The sequence below is a fragment of the Rothia sp. ZJ932 genome (assembly GCF_016924835.1).
In the GTDB taxonomy this organism is placed as follows: domain Bacteria; phylum Actinomycetota; class Actinomycetes; order Actinomycetales; family Micrococcaceae; genus Rothia.
Map to the genome: position 1 here is coordinate 799,300 of NZ_CP070480.1, position 20,272 is coordinate 819,571.

A 20,272-nucleotide genomic window follows, 5' to 3' on the forward strand; every position below is an offset into this window, starting at 1 on the left:
CTGACACAGATGACTGACCACAAACTACTGACTTCTTTTGAAATTGCCGATGCTCTGGGAAAACACCGTCCCACTGATGAGCAGTCTAAAATTATTGAGCTGGGGCTGGTGCCCCGGCTGGTGGTTGCCGGTGCAGGCTCTGGCAAGACAGCAACGATGGTTGATCGCGTGGTCTGGCTGGTTGCCAACGGTTTTGTGCGCGCCGACGAGGTTTTGGGCGTGACCTTCACCCGTAAAGCAGCCGGTGAACTGCGCGAGCGCATGAGAAACGGCATCGAAACTCTGCGCGTTCAGGGGCTGTACACTCCCGAACCCGGCGACGAGGGTATATCCACCGATCCGGTGGTCAGTACCTACCATTCCTACGCTCATACCCTGGTACAGAACTACGGTCTTCGTTTGGGTGTTGAGCAGGACGCGCAGATGCTGGGGCAAACGCAGGCGTGGCAGCTGGTTGCCCAACTCGTGGAGTATTACGAGGGAGAGCTGCCGTCAAAAGGCATGTCGAAGGCAAGTCTAATTGGTGCTGTGGTTCAGCTTGCTGGTGACTGCGCTGAGCACCTGGTACCTCTTGAAAAGGTACAAGAGTACTGCTTGAACCAGTACTATGCGCTGACGAATCTGGGTAAGCCCGGTGCTGTCACCAACCGCAACAAGCTTGCCGAGAACATTCATGCGCGTGTTATTGTTGCTGAGCTTGTGCAACGCTATATTCGTCTCAAGCAGTCGATGCAGGTGCTTGATTACGGTGATCTTATTGCTCATGCGGCGCGTATTGCGGCAACCGTGCCTCAAGCGGCTGAGTCTGAACGCGCCCGTTTTAAAGTGGTGCTTCTTGATGAGTTCCAAGATACCTCTCACGCCCAGATGCGCCTGTTCTCTGATCTCTTTGGGGGTACCCAGCGAGCCATTGACGCTAAGGTGCGCGAACCTCACCCGGTCATGGCTGTGGGCGATCCCAAGCAGTCGATCTATGGGTTCCGCGGGGCGTCTGCCGGGCAGCTCTTTAGCTTCTACGAGTACTTTCCCACTGAAGATCCCACCCCCAGCTTTCTCTCGACCGCTTGGCGTAATGATACCGCTATACTCGATGCAGCCAACACGGTTGCCGCGCCCTTAGCCCAGCAGCCCGAGTGGGCGCGCTCGTCCTCAGAAGTAACCCTGCCCGATTTACAACCGCGGCCCAAGGCAGGTCAGGGCAGTGTTTTAGCGGGTGCTTACGAGACAGAGGAACAAGAGGCAGCAGCTATCGCCGGGTTGATTGCTGAGCGACGCGCGCAGGCGGGGGACCAACCGGTACCCACAATGGCGGTGCTGACCCGCACCAAAAACAGCATGGAACCCCTGCGCGTAGCCTTTGACGCTGCTGAGATTCCCTACCAGGTAGTGGGTTTGGGTGGGCTGCTTGATACTCCCGAGGTTGTTGATCTCACCAGCATCATGCACGTGCTCTCAGACCCCGGACGCTCGGACGCCCTGATGCGGATTCTCACGGGTGCGCGCTGGCGCATCGGTGTTGATGATTTACTAGCGCTGGCAGAGTGGTCAAAGTTTCTTGAAAAACGCCGTGAGATTTTAGTTCGTGAAGGTATTGAACTTGAGTTGAGCGGTATGCAAGAGGGGCTGGACGTTGAGCAGCTGCTCAGCATAGCCACTCAGTCGGCTGCAAGCGCCCAGGAACTCATCGCTCAGCACAGCCAGGCGCGTACGCCAGCCGCTCTCGAAGAGAAAACACGTCAGGCGGCTAAAGCACGCTGGAACCAGGTGAAAGCTGCCGCTGAATCTGATATCGTCGATAACTCTTCGCTGATTGAAGCCCTTGAGAATCTGCCAGATCAGAACTGGGCGTCACCTCTTACGGGGCGTTCTTTTACCAAAACCGGTTACTTGCGACTGCAACGTATAGCTTATGAGCTTGATTATCTGCGTCAGTTTATGGCTGATGATCTGGTGACGCTGATGCATCGCATTGAAGAGACCACTCTCATGGATATCGAAATTGCGGCGAAAAGTCAGGTTAACGCTTTGACAGCTCGCCGTCATCTCGACGCTTTCCATGAGGCAGCTCAGACGTATCTGGCAAGCTCGCCACGTATCAACGCCACCTTGCTTGCTGGTCGTGACGGTGTGATTGAGAGCGAGGACGCTACCGGTGAGGTTCGTTTTTCTCTGAATGCTTCGTCAGCCTCGGCAACGGGTGTTGCTGGATTTTTGGCGTGGTGCGAGCAGGCTGCTAAACACGAGAACGGTCTATCTGTTTCGGGGGAGGAGCCGCGTCGTGATGTGGTGCAGATTCTGACGGTTCACGCAGCTAAAGGCTTGGAGTGGGACCACGTGTATGTTCCGGCGTTGAGCTCTGGTAATTTTCCGTCGGGTAAAGACAATCGGTGGACGCAAAACGCTGAGACGCTGCCCTGGGCGTTGAGGGGCGATGCTCAGTATCTGCCTCCTTTTAATCCTGAGACCGCAGAAAACCTTAAAGAGTTCAATGATGATCTTGAGCTTTTTAAGGAACTGGGGCAGGAGTATTCTCTGGCTGAAGAGCGCCGTTTGGCGTATGTTGCCTTCACCCGTGCGCGGTCTTTGCTGGTGCTCACCTACTCCCACTGGCTGGGGAGTAAGAACCAGCCGGGGCGTATCTCGCCGTTCTTGCGTGATTTAGTTGACTTGGATGCCCGTGGTCGTGCTCTGTACTTCCGCCACCTGCAACAACTCGAAGCTGTGCCTTACGATTTAATGGACGCTGAGCTCTTGCCCGAGGGCATTGACGGGGTCGATTTATTGAGCGCAGCGCAAGAAGCTGAAAAGGCTGGGGAAGCTCAGGTGCCTCTTGAGGTGCTGAATACGGTTGCCCACCATCAGACCTTGGGTGAGAACCCCCTGCAAGCAGCGGTGGTGACGGCGCTGTGGCCTTTTGACCCGCTGGAGGGCCCGCAGGTTCGCAGGTGGGCTTCTGCGCAGGAGCTTGACCGTGCCAGTGCTGAAGCAGCGCTGAGGGATGAACAGCCCGAACACGGTGACCCGGCTGCTGAATCGCAGAGCCTGACGGAGCTTTTCTTGAGTTCGCGCCGCGCCCGATTAAATCGAGCCGCCCACAATGTTTTCAGGGGTGGTCTTGAAGAGGGGGAGCCAACCCCTGATGCTTCAGATAGTTTGGAACAGCGTACTTACGCTCAATCTGCTGAGACTGCTCGCCACTGGCAGGAAGAGACAGAGCTGCTGCTGAGTATTCTGAACGCCCCAGCAATCGAGAAGAAAACCGAGCTACCCGAGCACCTAAGCGCGTCCCAGCTGGTTGCTCTGAGCGATAATCCGGTGCAGGTGATGGAGCAGTTCCGCAGGCCTATGCCGATGCGTCCGACGATTGCTGCGCGTCAGGGCACAGCTTTTCACTCCTGGATTGAGGACTACTACGATCAGCAGTCCGTTCTTGATTTCGAGGAGGATTTCGCTGACGATGAGGTTGAAGAAACTCTGAATATGGATCAACTGCGGCAGAACTTTAAGAGCTCCCGGTGGGCTGACCTGCAGCCGTGGAAGGTGGAGTATCCCATCGAAACTCCGGTGGACGGCATTTCGGTGCGCGGACGCGTGGACGCGATTTTCAAGCAGGTGGAGCAGGACGGTACCGAGAGCTGGGAGATGGTGGACTGGAAGACCGGGCGGGTGCCGACAAAGCAGGAGCTGGCGCATAAGCAGGTGCAGTTGGCTGTCTACCGGTTGGGTTTTTCGCGTCTCATGCAGGTTCCTTTAGAGAATGTTTCAGCGACCTTCTACTATGTTGCCAGCGGTGAGGAACGTCAGCTTGATATCAAACGGTACCCGGACGCTGCTGCTCTGGAAGCGTTGATTCGTCGGGCACGTAAAGCAGGGCAGAACGCAGGACGGGGTGCAGATCAGAGCGCGAACTAGAACCAGGATCAAAAAGTTTCAGGCTCTACCGGAATGTACCCGGTAGAGCCTAAAAACTAAGAGTGAGTAGCTTCTTATGCCCTGACTGAGCCACCGCTTGAGGCGCCCGGTGCATCGGGGTGCGTGGGCGCGTCCAGCTCTGCTGCGGAGGGAGTATTAAGCGGTTTGCGTTCGGCGGCGCCTGTTGCAGGGTTCCACGTAATGGTGGGATCGTTACCGGGGGCTGACTCGTCCTCAATGAAAGCGGGAAGTTTTTCTTCTTCCACGATTTCTCCGGCTGCTCGTAAATCAGCCTCTAAGCCCTGAAGCATCGATACACCTTCAGTAACCATGGAGTCATCATCGAGTTCAATACCGCGTATCAGCCACTGGGCAAGAGCGAACTCGGCGTAGAGGTTGGCGCGAAGCATGAGGTTGCGATCCGGTGCCTGAGGCATTTGACGTGAGTAGACCTCAAATACTTCGTCGCTGAAACTCTGATCAGAGCAGGCAAGCAACCAGGAGAAATCTATGGCGGGGTCGCCCACGCAGACTTCTGACCAGCCGGTGACTTCGGTAATGTGCTTTTTATTGAGCACTAGGTTGTCTTCGCTTAGATCCCCGTGTACCACACGAGGGCGGAAAGTCCACAGGTTGTCATCGTGAACCATATCTTTCCAGCGTTTGAGCAAGGCACTAGGCACCTTGCCAGTAGCTTCGGCGCGCTCAACATCGCGAATGCGGCGTTCTTGTAAGTCGGTTGCCGAGTAGACCGGTAGGTCTGCTTCATCGATGATGGTTTCTGGCATCACGTGAATAATGGCAATCATTTTGCCCAGCTCTGTGGCGAGGTTTTCGTCTGCGCGGGCGGCATGGCGGGAAAATTCTGCCAACTCATCGATATCGTGGTGGGTGCCGGGAATGTGCGTGTAGATGAAGGTCTGCATACCGTTCAGGGGTACCGTTCCCACGATGGTGGGCACCTCAAAAGGCAGGCGGGCGCGCAAGCCGGCAGAAAAAGACTGCAAGATAACGTGTTCAGCTTCAAGGCGGACACTTGCTTCTGGGTGGCGCGGTGAACGTACCCGCCAACGTTTCTTGGCGGAGTCGATGATGATCGCAGAGTCGAAGTCTGCGGCGTCGTCGGCTGAGGGCAGGGCAGCCACCGGGTAGAGTCCGGGCACCCCTGCAGAAACGATAGCGGCTAGCTGAAGCGGAGTAACAGTCACGTATCTAAGGGTACTAAAGATAGTTATCACATCACACTGGCAGGGAGTTATACCTACCACAAGACGGTAGGGGTTTCACGACCGGCGCAAAATATGGCGGGTGCGTGAAGAGCTCTTCGAGTCAGATGACAGCACGGTATAGCCTAGAGACACCGGTGAAGCCTTTACCAACTACCTACGAAAGAGAGTTGTGACGTGAGTTTTGCGCCCTTAGGGCATATCCCCTTGAGTAGTAGCGGTATGCGTCGTTTTGATGAGATACGCGATCAACCGGGGTTTTTGCCGCATGCTGTTGATGTTTTTGGCGGCGCGCAGCCTGTTGCTGAACTTTATCCTTGGCAGGCGCGTCCTGCTCTGATTGTGGTGCGCGATGCTGAGGTTGCGGTGAGGGTACAAGATAGCAGCACTATTTCCCCCTATCTTTTTGACCCGTCAGAGTGCGACGTGGCAGCTTTGCGCCGTGCTGCGCAGCCGGGACAGCACCGGGCAACTCTGGTGTACATCGGTGAAGTCAGCGATGCAGCTGGGGTTCGACCGGTTCTTGCCCTGATTGCGGAAGAAGCGGATTATCTGTTATCGGCAACGAATGCGTTCTGGGCAGATACGCCGAGCGTGGGGGAGGACGCGGCACTTCACTCTTCGGGAGATGAGACTCTCTCTGCATGGCTGAGTGTTCGTGCCTTTGCCACTTTGGGCTTTGACGAGTTGCCCGAAAACCACAGCGAACGTGCCTGGGGCGCTGTTCTTTCTGCGGCATCAGCGCTTAAAAATTGGCACCGTTCGGCTCAATTTGACCCGGCTTCCGGAGAACCGACCACCGTTCACCGTTCTGGCTGGGCACGTATGAGCGCTTCGGGTAGAGAGCTTTTCCCTCGCACCGATCCTGCGGTGATTACTGCGGTAACGGCTGTCTTTGACGGTGAAGACCATCTCTTGCTGGGTCACGCTAATGCCTGGGAGCCGCGCAGATTCTCTACCTTTGCAGGTTTTGTTGAGGTTGGCGAATCCCTCGAAAACACCGTTGAACGTGAGGTCTTTGAAGAAGCTAACATCGTAGTGGAATCCATGAGCTATCGAGGCTCTCAGCCCTGGCCTTTTCCTCGTTCTTTGATGCTGGGCTACCGGGCGGTGGCGTCAAATCCACAGGACGCGCGCGGTGACGGGGATGAAATCGGTGAGGTGCGCTGGTTTACTCGTTCTGAATTAGTGCAAGCTAAAGCAAACGGATCAGTGATTCTGCCAGGACGCAGCTCTATCTCTCGTAAACTGATTGAAGAGTGGCTCCAAGAAGGAATCGATCCCGCTACTCTCTAGGCTGATGAGAATACCCGCGCCATTAACCCACCGGCGTCCTCTATCTGCTGAGCGCTTATACTCTAGTACCTGCCACCGGTGTGTTCTATCTCTTCTCGCCAAGAAACCTAAGGAGCTACTAGACTAGAGTGCCTGCCGTTTCTTTTCAAAGGGAGTTTTACCTGTGTCGATAACACCGCTTGCGGTTTCCGCTATCACACCCGAAAAGATCTTAGAGGGTCTTGATCCCGAGCAGCGTCGGGTTGCCACTGAACTTGAGGGTCCCATGTGTGTACTTGCAGGTGCGGGCACCGGTAAAACCAGAGCTATCACCCACCGCATTGCCTACGGCATCGCCATCGGCAGGTACGTACCTCAGCGCGTCCTTGCCCTTACCTTCACCAACCGCGCAGCGGATGAAATGCGGGTACGACTGCGTCAACTGGGCGCGGTAGGGGTGCAAACGAGAACCTTTCACGCCGCAGCGCTGCGTCAGGTGCAGTACTTTTGGCCGCAGGCAGTGGGCGGACCACCACCCACTATCGTGCCCCACAAAGCTCAGCTGATTACCGAAGCAGCCAACCGTCTACGGCTGACCACAGACCGCGCGACCGTTCGTGATCTCGCCGCCCAGATTGAGTGGGCGAAGGTGAAAGTTCTCACCCCTGATACCTTGCTACCGCACCTAGAAGGGCGCGCGCTGCCTAATAACATGTCAGCCCTTGATCTGGTGCGACTCTACCGCACCTACGAAGAACTCAAAGACGAACGCCACCTCATTGATTTTGAGGACGTTCTCTTGCTGGCTGTCTCTTTTCTCGAAGATGACGAGACAATCGCAGCGGCTGTGCGCTCGCAGTACCGACACTTTGTGGTGGACGAGTACCAGGACGTTTCGCCCCTGCAGCAGCGCTTGCTGACCGCGTGGTTGGGTAACCGAAATGATCTGTGCGTGGTGGGCGATGCTTCGCAGACCATTTACTCTTTTACCGGGGCAACCAGCAGGTTTCTGACGGAGTTTCGCACCCGCTATGAGAACGCCCAACAGGTCAAACTGGTGCGCGACTACCGCTCAACGCATACGGTAGTTGAGCTGGCAAACACCCTTTTGAATGCCCGTAAAGCGCAGCGAGATTCAACTCCCGGTAGCTGGGCTAAGCCCCTAGAGCTGGTGGCTCAGTGCGGTACAGGCCCTGCTGCTGACTGGATCGAGGCAGCGGATGATGAAGATGAAGCCCACCGTATTGCCCGCGATATCAAAGAACTCATCTCCTACAACAAGGTGCATGCTCGCGATATAGCGGTACTTTTTCGAACTAACGCGCAATCGGCTGCCCTTGAACAGGCTCTGAGCGAACACGGTATTAACTATCAGCTGCGCGGTGCCGAACAGTTTTTTGCCCGTCCTGAGGTTCGCAATGCACTTACCTTATTGCGTAATTCAGCCCAGGCGCAGACAGGGGAGAAGACTCCCAATTTTGTGCGCGATGTGCTGAAATCTTTGGGGTATTCCGATAAAGCCCCGGCATCTTCGGGGGCGGTGCGCGCCAAATGGGAGTCTCTTGCCGCTCTAGTATCAATGGCTGATTCGCTCACTGCGGTGCGAGACAAAGAAATCGAACAGGCACAGTCGAACGGTGCCAGCGAGCTACCCGCCCCGCTGTCTTTGCACGAGTTCGTGGCGCACCTTGCCCAGCGTCTTGCCAACCAGGACGCCCCCTCCATGGACGGCGTCACCCTCGCCTCCCTGCACGCAGCGAAAGGTCTGGAATGGGAAGCGGTCTATCTCTGCGGACTCAATGAGGGGCTCATGCCCATCTCTTTCGCTAAGACCAGCGATGACATCGATGAAGAACGCCGCCTGCTTTATGTTGGTATCACCCGTGCCCGCAAGTACATCACCTTTTCCTGGTCACTGTCACGCACCCCCGGCGGGCGCCCCAACCGTAAGCGTTCCCGCTTTTTGGACGCGCTCGCTCCACAGAGCATTTACTAATCTACTTCTTGAAAGGTTCGACCGTGCCCACTAGATTGCGCGCGTCCGTCCGCAAACCCTCTACCGAGTACCTTCCGGCAACGGACGATCACCCGGAACTTGAGATTGTTCGTTCGCCGCGTCGTACTAAAACGGTCTCAGGATCTTTCACGCCCGAGGGGCGGGTACGGCTTTTAGTGCCGGTGCAGACTACGGACGATGATATTTGGGAGTACCTGGAACACCTTTTGCCGCGCATCATCCGTCAGAAAGAAACCCAGGACGCGCGTAAGCGTACTTTCGTCAGTAACGACTACCTGGTGCAACGGGCACAAAATCTAATTGCGCAGTATCTGCCGGAAGTTGAGCTACCTCAAGAGATCCGATGGGTCACTAACCAATCAACCCGGTGGGGTTCAGCAACCCCCGCAACCTCGCGCATCCGCCTGAGCCACCTGCTGCAGGGGGCACCGGAGTACGTGATTGACTACGTGCTGCACCACGAGCTGTGCCATTTTGTGTACCTGAACCACAGCGCAGCTTTTAGAGGGCTGGAAGCACGTTATCCGCGCACCGCTGAAGCCAGAGCCTTCCTCGAAGGTCTGAGTTTTGGGCAGCAAAAGAACGCATCTGCTCGCTAGATGATAAAGAACCACCCGCTGCATGCCCGACAGAAAATATGCGGGCAAAACAGCGGGTGGTTTCTTCTACAGATAGGTAGCTAGTGAAAGCGTGAACAAACCTTAGGGCTTTTCATCGGGCTTGTTGTTGCCTTCTTCATCGGGGGCATCGTACCCACCGGAGAGCAACTTTTCTAGAGCCGCATCGAAGTCTTCATCGGTGGAGTTGAGGAACTCACTGCGATCCTCAAAAGCCTGAGAATCCTCTAGCTCATCGCTGGTGGGCAGGTTCTCGGGTGCGTTCCAGAGCTGGTCGCGGGCAGCTGCACCGTGCTCAGACTCGTAGCCGCGCCAGAAGTCGGTTGCCTCGCGGAACTTGCGGGGCTGAACCTTGAGACCGAGCAGACCCTGAAAGAGGTGCTGGACGGGGCCACCATCAGCGCGTCGGCGGTTCATTACCTCACTCATGCGGACGGTTGAGGGCAGGTTTTTGGTGGCTTCTTCGGTAACAACGGTTGCCCAGCCATCAATGAGCGCCAGTAAGTTCTCTAAACGGTCGAGAGCAAGTTTTTGATCTTCAGTGTGCTGGGGTTCGAACATCTCGGCACTGAAGGCTTCTTGAATACGTTCGGGATCCATGGAATCGAGATCGATTTCCATTGCCTGTGACTGCATACGTTCAATATCAACGTGAATGCCGCGGGCAAAACGCTGAATGAGTGCCATAATGTCTTCGCGCAGCCAGGGAACGGTCTTGTGCAGACGGACGAGGGCAGCCTCACGCACTGCCAGGTAGAGCATGACTTCTTGGGCTGGAATTTCAAGACCGTTGGTGAACTTCTTGATGGCATCGGGTAGCAGAGCACTACGTCCTGAGACCAGAGGAATACCGATATCGGTGGTGGAAAGAACCTCGGTGGAAAGGTGAGCTACGCCCGAGCCGATCTGCATACCGAACATCATGGAACCCAAGTTTCCCATAATGTTGATGCCACCGAGCATAGACTTCATCTCTTCAGGAATCTGCGATGAGATAGAAGAGTTCATAGCGGCGGTGGTCTCTTCGGCAACGGGCTGGGCAATCTCAGTCCAGGTGTCAAAGGAATTCTCAATCCATTCAGCGCGTGACCACGCCTCGGTGGAATACTCCGGACGCGAGAACTCAACCACAGGATCAAGCCATAAATCAGCCAGCTGTGAGGCGTCTTTAACCGCTGACTTCTGGTTCTCAGTCACAGAAGGATCCTCATTGCTTGCGGCAACCTGACGGGCGTGCTGACGCGCCTGATCCCAGTTCACGCCCTCACCCTGGTTGCTCATCATGGCAGAGAACTGCCCCATGATGTTCGAAAGCATCGCGGGGTCAAGGGGAATACCCATGTTCTTCATATCATCAGCGTTGAAACCGGCACCGCCGTTTTCTGAGAGCTTCTTAAAAAATTCTTCAAAGGGGTCTTGACCGTTGCCAAAAGGATTCTGTGACATACAAGTGTTACCTTTCTAGAGATTAATGCGTGCAGATTACTTTCAAGCCTACAGTTTTTTGCTGGGTATTTGGTGAGTATCGGCGCTCGCTGCTCGCGCGAACTGCGCTCGGTGAGAAGAGTCAGGGTATTCTAAAAGGCATGACTTCATCACCCCGCCGCCGTTTTTTTCGTGCATCGTCAGTATCTTCGGCATCCGCGTCCGCATCGCAGCCCCGGTGGACGTTGGCACGCACTTGTGGGGCAGTAACCGCTATCTTGACGCTGGGGTCTTTTGCCGTGCCAGTGAAGTATGTAACTGAGCAGCCCGGCCCTACCTTCAACACCATCGGTGAATACGAGGGCGCGCAGCTGATTGAGATTGAAGGGCGAGAATCACACCCGGTGACGGGCAATCTTGATATGACTACGGTATCTGTAGCGGGTGGTCCTAATACCAATATCACTGCTCTGTACGCGCTGGCGAATTTCTTTGATGCAAGTTCAACGGTGCTACCGAGCGATCTTATCTACGCTCCGACCGTGACCCACGAAGAAGTGACGGCGCAAAACACCGCGGAGATGACTAACTCTCAGGAGATTGCCCAGGCAGCTGCGCTGAATTATCTGGGGGAGGACGTGAACGAGAAGCTGGTGGTGAACGATTTAGCCCCCGACAGCGCGAGTAAAGGGCTCCTTGAGCCTGGGGACGTTGTTGTTGCGGTGAACGGTCAACGCCTGAATAAATACTCTGAGCTGACCGAGCAGGTACAAGCATCTGAGGGGCAAAAGCTGAGCGTCACCGTTGAGCGCGATGGCAAAGAACGCACCGTTGAGGTGACCCCTCGTTTTGATGAACAGTCACAAAACTACTTGCTGGGACTGATGATTACCCGCACCTACGATTTTCCTTTCACAGTGAACTATGGGCTTGAAGAGGTGGGCGGTCCCAGCGCGGGGCTCATGTTTGCCTTGGGTATTATTGACGAGCTGAACAAAGAAGAGATGACCGGTGGCAAGCACTTTGCCGGCACGGGAACCATTGACTCCGACGGCACTGTTGGCCCTATCGGCGGTGCGCCCCAAAAACTGGTGGGAGCAGCGGACGCCGGTGCCACCGTCTTTTTCCTGCCCCACGACAACTGCGCTGACGTTACCGGGAAAATCCCGGACGGGCTGACCATCATACCCGTCAAAACCCTCGACGATGCAGCCACCGCACTGAAAGATATCGGTGCCGGACGCGCGTCCGCACAGAGCTTCGACGCCTGCCCTGCGCCCTAAACACCAACAGTCACTGACGTAACACCGTTACTCATCGAGCACTATAACTGGCACAATAGAAGGTAAAACTTTATCTGCGGCTCAGCCTGCGGCAAAGCCCCTTCGCAACACCAGAAAACCCGGTGTTGCGCCACCCCCAATCGATGAGGATTCCTAGTGACTACCGGACCATCCCAACCACGGCCCGCCCCATCGGGTAAACGCAAAAACAACACACTGACACTCACACTGATAATCGTTGCAGTGCTCGTCATGGTCTTTGTTTTTGCCACCCAAATTTACACCGAGGTGCTGTGGTACAACCAGCTCGGCTTCTCCAACGTTTTCGTAACAGAGAACCTCACCAAAGCCGCTATTTTCGTACTCGGCACCTTACTCATTGCCCTGCCCCTGTGGGTCTCCCTCCGCTACGCTCTCAAGCACGGCAAAGCACCCCAGAGCGCACCGCGCAGACCCACCACCCCGCGTCCGCGCTTTGACGCCAACGGCAACCCCCTACCACCCCAGCAAGACCCTTTCGCTGACCTGCAGGAGATGTTCAACCAGAACCTCAACCGCTACCGCAAAAACGCAGACAACGCGTCCAAAGCCCTGACCTGGCTCATTCCCCTGGGCGTAGGTGCCTTCGTCGCAACCTCACTGATGACCCACTGGGAAACCGTACTGCTCTTTCTCAACGGAACAGAATTCGGTAGCACCGACCCCGAGTTCGGCAAAGACCTCGGCTTCTACATCTTCACCCTGCCCTTCTTGAACCTGCTAACCAGCATTGCCGGTTCAGCCATTTTGATTGCAGCCATCGGTGGCGCCTTCGCCCACTACCTCTACGGCGGAATCACCGTTCATGACAAAGGCATCGAAACCAGCAAACAGTTCAAGCGCCACGCGGCTCTACTGGTAACCCTCTACCTGCTGGTACGTGGCGCTCGCTACTGGCTGGAGCGTTACACCTCGATTCAGGAGCAATCCGGCAAGTGGGCTGGTGCTATGTATACCGATGTGAACGCGATTATTCCCACCCGCTCAATTTTGGCTGTTGCCGCGGTACTGGTTGCCCTGCTCTTTATCTACGCTCTGGTGCGTAACCAGTGGCGACTGCCTGTTATTGGCACCGCCCTGCTAGTCATCGTCAGCTTGGTTGTGGGTGGAATCTACCCCTGGATTATTCAGCGCTTTCAGGTAACCCCCAACGAACAGGCATACGAGAGCGAGTACATTCAGCGCAACATCGATATGACCCGCGCCGCCTACGGCCTGGATAAAATCGAAGCCAGCGATTATGACGCCACCACTAACGCACCCTCCGGCGCGCTCAAGGGCGAAAGCGAAACCATCTCAAACATCCGTTTGCTTGACCCCAACGTGGTCTCTGACGCTTTCTCACAGTTGCAGCAGTTCCGCCCTTACTACCAGTTCAACGACAACCTTTCGGTGGATCGTTACGAGGTAGACGGTGAAATCCAAGACACCGTCATCGCTGCGCGTGAGCTCAATCCCGCCCAGAACGCGTCCTCATCGTGGTTCAACCAGCATGTGGTCTACACCCACGGTTACGGCGTAATCGCAGCCTACGGTAACCAGGTCGAATCAGATGGTAAGCCCCGCTTCATACAGTCGGGCATCACCGCAACCGGTGAAATCTCTGAAGACTACGAACCCCGTATCTACTTTGGTCAGTCATCACCCAGTTACTCGATTGTGGGTGGCGCTGAGGGGGATGAGGCGCTTGAGCTTGACCGCCCAGCAACCGCCGGTGATGAAAGTTCAGACGCTAAGTACACCTTTGCCGGTAATGGTGGCCCGAACATCGGCAACGCTTTCAACCGCCTGGCATACGCTATCAAGTTCCAATCAACTGATATCTTGCTTTCTGACGGTGTGCGCCCTGAATCTCAGATTCTTTACGACCGCAACCCCTCAGAACGCGTGGAAAAGGTCGCTCCTTACCTGACCGTTGATGGTAACCCCTACCCGGCGATTATTGATGGTCAGGTGCAGTGGATTGTGGACGCCTACACCACCTCTGACCAGTACCCTTACGCTGAGAGCGCGCAGCTATCAGATGCAACTAGCGACTCTGAGACAGCAGCCGGTGTGACCCGCGCTCTGCCGCAGGACGAGGTCAACTACATCCGCAACTCCGTCAAGGCAACCGTGAACGCTTACGACGGTTCGGTGACACTATACGCCTGGGATGAAGAAGACCCGATTTTGCAGGCATGGCAGAAAGTGTTCCCCGGTAACCTTAAGAGCTACAGCGAGATGAGCGCTGAGCTTATGGACCACGTGCGCTACCCGCAGGATCTGTTTAAGGTTCAGCGTGAGATGCTCAACGCCTACCACGTGACTAACTCCGGCAGCCTTTACGCTGGCGATGATGTGTGGTCAACTCCGAAGGACCCGACAGTAAATAACGATCAGCCGCTGCCGCCCTACTACTTGTCTTTGCAGATACCCGGTCAGAAGCAGGCGTCCTTCTCACTCACCACCTCTTTTATTCCTCAGCAGTCTGATTCGAACACCCGTAACGTGATGTACGGCTTCCTCTCAGCGAACGGTGATGCCGGTACCGGCAAGGACGGTGAACGCAGTGAGGATTACGGCAAGCTGACCCTTTTGGAGATGCCTCGATCGTCCGTTGTTCCCGGCCCCGGTCAGGCGCAGAATAACTTCAACTCTGATGCTGATGTATCAACTGAGCTGAACCTGCTGCGTCGCGGTGCTTCGGACGTTATTAACGGTAACCTGCTGACCCTGCCCGTGGGTGGGGGTATCTTGTACGTTCAGCCGGTCTATGTGCAGTCATCGGGCGACTCTGCCTACCCGACCCTGCGTCGCGTGCTAGTGAGCTTCGGTGACAAGGTGGGTTTTGCTCCTACTTTGGAAGAGGCGTTGAACGAGGTCTTCGGCGGTAACTCTGGTGCTGCTGTTGCTGAGGATGCTGGCGTGAATGAATCTGCTGCGGCTCGGGCTGAGTCTGCTGATGCTGAGGAAAGCTCATCTGATGATTCTTCTGCCAGTGCGGTTGATTCCCGTTCATTGAAGGAGGCTCTGACCGATGCCAACCAGGCGATGAAGGATTCAGATGCCGCTATGAAGGCTGGCGACTGGTCAGCTTACGGTGAGGCTCAGGACCGTTTGCAGGAGGCACTCGACCGCGCTGTTGAGGCAGACAGCGGTGTAGGCACTGGCGCAGAAGAGGAAAACTCCGACAACTAGCCGGTAAGTACCCCTAGAAAACAGTTTCCCCGTTTCGCACCTGTCTACCTACCTAACGGTGGGTGGGCAGGGTGCGAGGCGGGGAAACTTTTGTTTAACTCCCTGGTAGTTGAGTGAGGCACCTGCTTATAATTGTGTTTTAGCTCTCAAATGCCAGTTTTGGTTTGCGCCGGTGAAAAAGGGCGTGTAGAGTAAATATCAACGCCGCGGGGTGGAGCAGTTCGGTAGCTCGCCGGGCTCATAACCCGGAGGTCGCAGGTTCAAATCCTGCCCCCGCAACCATTTCATAAGTCGTCCCGATTGGAACAAATCCGATCGGGGCGACTTTTTTCTTGCCCTTTTCGTCCTCTATAAAGCTTGGCATGGGGACGCGCTGGGCGGTGAGTGCTTCGCCTAGCAGCTCAGTGAGGGAGAGCTCTAGAACTCCAGCAATGGTAAGCAGATCCTCAAGACTGAAGGACAGTTTGCCGTTCATTTTTTCTGAGAGGTTACTAGCTGAGAAGCCTGCCTTGGTTGCAAGTTCTCGCTGTGTCATTTCTGCTCGCCCCATAGCGCTCTTGATTTCGCGAGTGATGGCTTGACGAGTGGTGATAGTCTTGGTGGTCATGGCGAAAGTCTATCGTCAATACGATAACACCGCAAGCATAAAACGATGGAAAGTTCTGAAAAAGAGAACATTTATCCTTGATTGATTCTGAAAACAAGAATATAGTTCTTAATTATGGCAGAACACCTGACAATCCAACAGATCGTAGCCCGCAACGTCCGCACCCAAGCCCGCCACAGGAAACTCAAATACAGGGATATAGGTGCAATCCTCGGAAAAAGTAGACCTGTTATCCAAAGCAGGATGTCAGGCAGCGTCGAGTTCAGAATCAGCGAACTCGAAACCCTTGCAACAGAGAGAATCTAGAAGTTATGGACTTCTTCGCAGGAACCACACACCGAGACAACAACACCTGATAACCAAAAATTTTTAAAAAATATCCGTCCCCAGCCCGCCGATTCGGTCATCTCAGTGCATATACATAATGACGGGTTAAAACGCTTAAACTTTGAGCTTTTCAATGACTGCCTCTAAAGGACCCATGTTCATGCAGCAACACCGCCCAGGAAACCCAGCTAGTTGCCTCATCTGCCCCGCTACCCTCAGCCCCTGTTGCTTTCTGCCAGGTGCACACTCGCGAGTACACCGGTCACTGCCCCTTGTGCCTCAAGGAAGCTACCGGTGCTCTGACTGTCGAAAGCCCTGAGACTCCAGCAGATCCTGAAGCTGGTAAAGCCTTCCGTGACCAAATCCGTGCCCGCCGCCTATCTCAGAACCCAGCTGCCTAACCAGGGTAAGAAAAACACTCATGAACCTCCAACAATCCACTCACTCACCTAGCATCATCCGTACCATCGCGACAAACCTCCTAAACCTGTTCTGTCTGTGCTTCACCGCTTTTCTGTGCGTCAGTGTTGGCGGTGCCGTGGCTCTCAAGAACCAACTAGGTGCTTCATCAGTAAACGAAGAAGCCATTGTATACGCCTCTGGTGGCCTGAACCTTTTCTTCATCGTGCTTGCCATCATCTTTGTGCTCAAGACTATCCGTGACCTTTACTGCCGCAAGAAACTAGCCGATTAAGTAGATCACGAGCATAACTCATGATGTGCCTAGCCCGCTCCGACCGTTTCCGCCCTGCCCCTATCACTTAGCCGCACCAGCAGAGCACCACCACCGACTAAAACATCAACCCCAAAGAAAGAAAACAAACATGACCCACACGCAAACAGGAGCTGCCCGCGCCTGGACACCCCAAATGCTCCAAGAATGGCAAAACACCCTCTCCTTGATCCGCTCCCGCCTCACCAGCGATAGCCCTGCCCACGACGCCCACGACGTCCACCAAAACACTTGGCTAGCAGCCCACCAACGCTTGGACTCCTATGACCCCACCAAAGGCCCCTTTGGTCCCTGGATGCGATACGTAGCCCTCACCGAAATCAAAACCTACCGGCGCAAAAAGCTCACCGAAGCCCGCCGCGATGAAGAATACAGCGACATGGCGCATATCGGCATCACCGAGACGCTTACCCTGATCGAAGAAGACATCGCAACCGGCATCATCGAAGAAGACGGCGACTATAACCGCCTGCATCACATCATGGGAATCCTGGCCACGATCATGGAAAACCCCGCCCACCTAGAGCGCACCCTCAAGATCGTTCTAGCCTTTGACGGCAACGTAGCTGCCGCCTCTAGAGCTTTGGGTATCGCCGCGAAGACCTTACGGGATAACCAGGCCAATAACCGTGAGATTGGCCCAAGTTATTCATCGGGCTCTGGATGCTCATGAACGGCTTGCTGCTCAGGGAGGCTCTGAGGCTGTTACTGTTGATGGTTTGCTGGACTGTCTGCCGGGTAAGGAGGCTAACTTGCCTGCTGGCTTTAGTGTGCTGGTTTCGATGATAGCTACCGGAACAGACCTTAATACCGCTGCTGTGGCCGCGCTTGGTGAACAGCTAGGCATCTCTCATTCTCTGAGCCGGGATTACTACAACCAGACTATCAAGATGCTGGCGGTGGCTAAGTTGGTGATTGATAGGGGGGGGCTAGCTGCTTATGGATAAGCAGAGTTATATAAAATGAAACCACATTATTTCATGTGATATGAAACGATGTGGTTTCAATGTGGAGGTGAGATGTCATTCCTTGTTCTGTTCTGCTTTTTCTGTAGGTGGCCGAACCATCCAAAGAAATTTATCAAAGCCACAAATGAGGCAATCCAACTCGCTAGCCCTAGCCATGTGAAGTCAACATCTTCGGGGGCACCAGGTTTCTGGCCGACAGAGATGTTGAACTCTACGCGTAGGTAGTAGAAAAATATGCCTAATGCTATTCCCTTTCCCATGAGAATTAGGCTTTGCTGCCAGAATGGCTGGTCTTCACGTTCTGTATTGAACATAATTATTGATTCAGATCTTTACAACTGAGGACAATATCTCTGTACCCTAATATCCTTCCAAGCAAAAATCCCATTTCCTTGCCATACTTACTGGTCGTGCGATTGGCCCAATCTTCTTCAGCAGTTGACTGGAGAATTTGGGAAATGCCCTGTGCGAGCTCCACCACTCCACCAATTGTTTCTACAAGGGACCAGAACTGCCCGATAGGTGTGCCATGTTTGACCAGTGTTGAAACAACAGCCTTTGCGCAGGCGCTAGCTTTGCCGATATCAATGCCACTTGCAATTGCTCCGCGAGCTAGTGATGGGGAAGTGGCTGCCAGTAAGGCATTTTGTACATCAGGTGAATCAAAGGGTGCTTCTTTGAGATGTTCAGGTAGGTTGTGATATGCGTTGATAACCTTTTGGAGTTCAATGGCAAGCTCTGTTGTCTCGGTATCCAAGCCTTTGGTTAGGGCTTCAGTTCGAATGTCTGCCAGTGATCTGTAGGGAAGATTTGCAGGTGTTGCCTGGCTGGTTGTCTCTGTTGCACTGGTCGAAGTGATTGAAGTGGGTAATGATGTTGTGGTTGCGTGGGCCGCTGGGAGCGTACCTGCCATGAGAGTGAGGCTGGTTGCTGCTACTAGGGATGGTGTGGGGCTAGTCTGGCGTACATGATTTCCTCCAGGAGGTTGGCACGGGACTTCTTTGTGATGTACGTCTTATATTTTAGTAACATCTTTGGGGCGAAACAGGTTCGCTTATCATTTGGGCGGGGGCTTCTATAGTTTTCGTCAAACTCAACTGCATACCGCAGAATCTGTGCGTAGTTTACCGCTCGGCGTACTATAACAACTACATCCACTCCAACATGTGGGGGTTTCCGCCTGCTGCGCGATCTCTAAAATGTTTCTGGTAAAGTCGGGGTGCCCGCAGCCTTATGATCGCGGGGCTTACCTCGGCTTTGACCGTGAGGGTGGACGCTGGTCTATACGGTAAGGTTGATATCACACGTTCATTGGCGAAGGAGTTTTCATGTCTACGATGCAGCAGCCCTTTGACTTTTCGACTCCGCGTGAGCCGCAGGAGTTCCGGATTCCTTCTGAGTATCGTCGCCCTCTGGGGGAGTTGCCCATTGATAAGCGGGGTAAGGGCTGGTACTTGGCGTGTGCCTCTATGGCAGCGATGGTGTTGTCTATTCTGACCCCGATACTGAGCGCCGGTATTCCGGGTATACCTTTGGTACCGCCGCTGGCAGCTATTGTCATGGGCGTTATCGCTCTGAAGCGTTATCAGAAGTATCCCAAGACTTTTCTTGCATCGCGCACTAAGACCTTTGCGATACTGGGTATCGTAGGTGGAATATTCGGGCTCATAATCGGCGCTGTGATTACCGTACTCATCACCTTCTCATAAAACTTCAGTTCTATTTACTAAACCCCGGTGGGGTAGCTACTTCTAGCTATCCCACCGGGGTTTTCTGTGCAAAGAGTGAGTACCTAAAAAATTACTCTTCGTTATCTGCTGCGTCTATACGAGCATCGGTGCCCAGACGTTCCAGAACCGCGTCGTGCAGCAACCCGTTGGATGCTACCGCGTTGCCGCCGAAGGGGCCATCTGCACCGGCAAGGGAGGTAAAGCGTCCGCCTGCTTCTTGAACAATGGGTACCAGTGCCGCCATGTCGTAGAGTGCGAGTTCGGGTTCAGCTGCGATATCAACTGAGCCTTCAGCCACCATGCAGTACGACCAGAAATCCCCGTAGGCACGGGTACGCCAGACCTCATCGGTGAGGTTGAGAAAATCATCGCGTTTGCCCAGCTGTTTCCACCCGGTCATCGAGGAGTAAGAGAAGGATGCATCCGCCAAAGATGAAACCTGCGAAACGTGGAGGCGCTTGGCTGATGAGAGGGAACGTCCGGTGTAGGCACCGATGCCCTCCGCAGCCCACCAGCGGCGTTGCAGGGCGGGTGCAGAGACAACGCCCACTACAGGCTTGCCGTTATCAATAAGGGCAATAAGGGTCGCCCACACGGGCACTCCGCGCACGAAGTTCTTGGTGCCGTCGATGGGGTCAATAACCCACTGACGCGGTGAAGAACCGGTCACGCCGAACTCTTCACCCAGTACAGAGTCGCGGGTGCGCACGCGCGATAGCTGGGAACGAATCAGCCGCTCAGCCTCGCAATCTGCCTCGGTGACGGGAGTAAGGTCTGGTTTGGTTTCAACGGTGAAGTCTTGCGTTTGAAACTTTGAGAGGGTGAGGCGGTCTACGGTGTCAGCGAGAATGTGTGCTAACCGCAGGTCGTCGGTGTAGTTACTGGAGGATTTCATACTGTTGTTTTTCTGATTAGAGGTGCGTGGAGTGAGGG

At 54.7% G+C, this 20,272-nt stretch carries 16 protein-coding genes and 1 tRNA gene; 12 read left to right on the top strand and 5 right to left on the bottom strand.

The window, feature by feature from the left end; all coding sequences use genetic code 11:
• The first annotated feature begins 9 nt into the window (after nucleotides 1-9).
• Nucleotides 10-3,912: an ATP-dependent DNA helicase gene (locus tag JR346_RS03700; RefSeq protein ID WP_205483324.1), complete on the top strand. Its 3,903-nt coding sequence runs from the start codon at nucleotides 10-12 to the stop codon at nucleotides 3,910-3,912.
• 74 nt (nucleotides 3,913-3,986) lie between these two features.
• Here the strand turns inward: JR346_RS03700 and JR346_RS03705 are convergent, their stop codons facing one another.
• Nucleotides 3,987-5,120, bottom strand: coding sequence for a phosphotransferase (locus JR346_RS03705; RefSeq protein ID WP_205483332.1), 1,134 nt, complete (start codon nucleotides 5,118-5,120; stop codon nucleotides 3,987-3,989).
• 195 nt (nucleotides 5,121-5,315) lie between these two features.
• Between JR346_RS03705 and nudC the strand changes: the two genes are divergently transcribed.
• The 3 genes from nudC to JR346_RS03720 all read left to right on the top strand — a co-directional run bounded on the left by nudC (nucleotide 5,316) and on the right by JR346_RS03720 (nucleotide 9,029).
• The gene (gene nudC, locus JR346_RS03710) at nucleotides 5,316-6,434 is read left to right on the top strand and encodes an NAD(+) diphosphatase (protein WP_240334010.1); all 1,119 of its coding nucleotides are present in this window, start codon (nucleotides 5,316-5,318) and stop codon (nucleotides 6,432-6,434) included.
• A gap of 163 nt (nucleotides 6,435-6,597) precedes the next feature.
• Nucleotides 6,598-8,409 (top strand): ATP-dependent helicase, encoded by a 1,812-nt coding sequence (locus tag JR346_RS03715; RefSeq protein ID WP_204877032.1) that lies wholly within the window; start codon nucleotides 6,598-6,600, stop codon nucleotides 8,407-8,409.
• 23 nt (nucleotides 8,410-8,432) lie between these two features.
• Nucleotides 8,433-9,029, top strand: a complete 597-nt coding sequence (locus JR346_RS03720; protein WP_240334011.1) for a M48 family metallopeptidase — start codon at nucleotides 8,433-8,435, stop codon at nucleotides 9,027-9,029.
• Nucleotides 9,030-9,131: 102 nt separating this feature from the next.
• On the opposite strand, the gene JR346_RS03725 is transcribed toward JR346_RS03720, so the two are convergent.
• On the bottom strand, nucleotides 9,132-10,493 hold the full coding sequence (locus tag JR346_RS03725) for a zinc-dependent metalloprotease (RefSeq protein ID WP_205483334.1): 1,362 nt from the start codon (nucleotides 10,491-10,493) through the stop codon (nucleotides 9,132-9,134).
• 140 nt (nucleotides 10,494-10,633) lie between these two features.
• On the opposite strand from JR346_RS03725, the gene JR346_RS03730 reads away from it, so the two are divergent.
• From JR346_RS03730 to JR346_RS03740, 3 genes are all read left to right on the top strand, one after another.
• Nucleotides 10,634-11,755, top strand: coding sequence for a PDZ domain-containing protein (locus tag JR346_RS03730; RefSeq protein ID WP_205483336.1), 1,122 nt, complete (start codon nucleotides 10,634-10,636; stop codon nucleotides 11,753-11,755).
• Nucleotides 11,756-11,911: 156 nt separating this feature from the next.
• Nucleotides 11,912-14,974 carry a UPF0182 family protein gene (locus JR346_RS03735; RefSeq protein ID WP_205483337.1) on the top strand — a complete coding sequence of 1,021 codons (3,063 nt, stop codon included), beginning with the start codon at nucleotides 11,912-11,914 and terminating at the stop codon, nucleotides 14,972-14,974.
• 205 nt (nucleotides 14,975-15,179) lie between these two features.
• Nucleotides 15,180-15,256: transfer RNA gene (locus JR346_RS03740), tRNA-Met, on the top strand.
• On the opposite strand, the gene JR346_RS10595 is transcribed toward JR346_RS03740, so the two are convergent.
• A complete protein-coding gene (locus JR346_RS10595; RefSeq protein ID WP_204877213.1) occupies nucleotides 15,213-15,581 on the bottom strand; it encodes a helix-turn-helix domain-containing protein in 369 nt (122 codons plus the stop codon). The two genes, JR346_RS03740 and JR346_RS10595, sit on opposite strands and share 44 nt — an antisense overlap.
• Before the next feature lie 566 nt (nucleotides 15,582-16,147).
• Between JR346_RS10595 and JR346_RS03750 the strand changes: the two genes are divergently transcribed.
• The 4 genes from JR346_RS03750 to JR346_RS03765 all read left to right on the top strand — a co-directional run bounded on the left by JR346_RS03750 (nucleotide 16,148) and on the right by JR346_RS03765 (nucleotide 17,588).
• The gene (locus tag JR346_RS03750) at nucleotides 16,148-16,309 is read left to right on the top strand and encodes a hypothetical protein (protein ID WP_204877022.1); all 162 of its coding nucleotides are present in this window, start codon (nucleotides 16,148-16,150) and stop codon (nucleotides 16,307-16,309) included.
• Nucleotides 16,310-16,329: 20 nt separating this feature from the next.
• Complete coding sequence (locus tag JR346_RS03755) at nucleotides 16,330-16,602, top strand: hypothetical protein (RefSeq protein ID WP_205483339.1); 273 nt, start codon at nucleotides 16,330-16,332, stop codon at nucleotides 16,600-16,602.
• A gap of 130 nt (nucleotides 16,603-16,732) precedes the next feature.
• Nucleotides 16,733-17,314 (top strand): sigma factor, encoded by a 582-nt coding sequence (locus tag JR346_RS03760; protein ID WP_205483340.1) that lies wholly within the window; start codon nucleotides 16,733-16,735, stop codon nucleotides 17,312-17,314.
• Entirely contained in the window at nucleotides 17,277-17,588 is a 312-nt protein-coding gene (locus JR346_RS03765; RefSeq protein ID WP_205483342.1) for a hypothetical protein, read from the top strand. Before JR346_RS03760 ends, JR346_RS03765 begins: the two co-directional genes overlap by 38 nt.
• 337 nt (nucleotides 17,589-17,925) lie before the next feature.
• On the opposite strand, the gene JR346_RS03770 is transcribed toward JR346_RS03765, so the two are convergent.
• On the bottom strand, nucleotides 17,926-18,522 hold the full coding sequence (locus tag JR346_RS03770) for a hypothetical protein (RefSeq protein WP_205483343.1): 597 nt from the start codon (nucleotides 18,520-18,522) through the stop codon (nucleotides 17,926-17,928).
• 415 nt (nucleotides 18,523-18,937) lie between these two features.
• Between JR346_RS03770 and JR346_RS03775 the strand changes: the two genes are divergently transcribed.
• The gene (locus tag JR346_RS03775) at nucleotides 18,938-19,318 is read left to right on the top strand and encodes a DUF4190 domain-containing protein (protein ID WP_205483345.1); all 381 of its coding nucleotides are present in this window, start codon (nucleotides 18,938-18,940) and stop codon (nucleotides 19,316-19,318) included.
• Nucleotides 19,319-19,409: 91 nt separating this feature from the next.
• On the opposite strand, the gene hisN is transcribed toward JR346_RS03775, so the two are convergent.
• Nucleotides 19,410-20,234 (bottom strand): histidinol-phosphatase, encoded by an 825-nt coding sequence (hisN, locus tag JR346_RS03780; protein WP_205483353.1) that lies wholly within the window; start codon nucleotides 20,232-20,234, stop codon nucleotides 19,410-19,412.
• Nucleotides 20,235-20,272 lie beyond the last annotated feature (38 nt).

Bases quoted from the DNA above. Each gene is read 5' to 3' on its own strand.
- JR346_RS03770 (WP_205483343.1), bottom strand. From the start codon at position 18,522: ATGGCAGGTACGCTCCCAGCGGCCCACGCAACCACAACATCATTACCC.
- JR346_RS03725 (WP_205483334.1), bottom strand. From the start codon at position 10,493: ATGTCACAGAATCCTTTTGGCAACGGTCAAGACCCCTTTGAAGAATTT.
- hisN (WP_205483353.1), bottom strand. From the start codon at position 20,234: ATGAAATCCTCCAGTAACTACACCGACGACCTGCGGTTAGCACACATT.
- JR346_RS03700 (WP_205483324.1), top strand. From the start codon at position 10: ATGACTGACCACAAACTACTGACTTCTTTTGAAATTGCCGATGCTCTG.
- JR346_RS10595 (WP_204877213.1), bottom strand. From the start codon at position 15,581: ATGACCACCAAGACTATCACCACTCGTCAAGCCATCACTCGCGAAATC.
- JR346_RS03760 (WP_205483340.1), top strand. From the start codon at position 16,733: ATGACCCACACGCAAACAGGAGCTGCCCGCGCCTGGACACCCCAAATG.
- JR346_RS03775 (WP_205483345.1), top strand. From the start codon at position 18,938: ATGTCTACGATGCAGCAGCCCTTTGACTTTTCGACTCCGCGTGAGCCG.
- JR346_RS03755 (WP_205483339.1), top strand. From the start codon at position 16,330: ATGAACCTCCAACAATCCACTCACTCACCTAGCATCATCCGTACCATC.
- JR346_RS03730 (WP_205483336.1), top strand. From the start codon at position 10,634: ATGACTTCATCACCCCGCCGCCGTTTTTTTCGTGCATCGTCAGTATCT.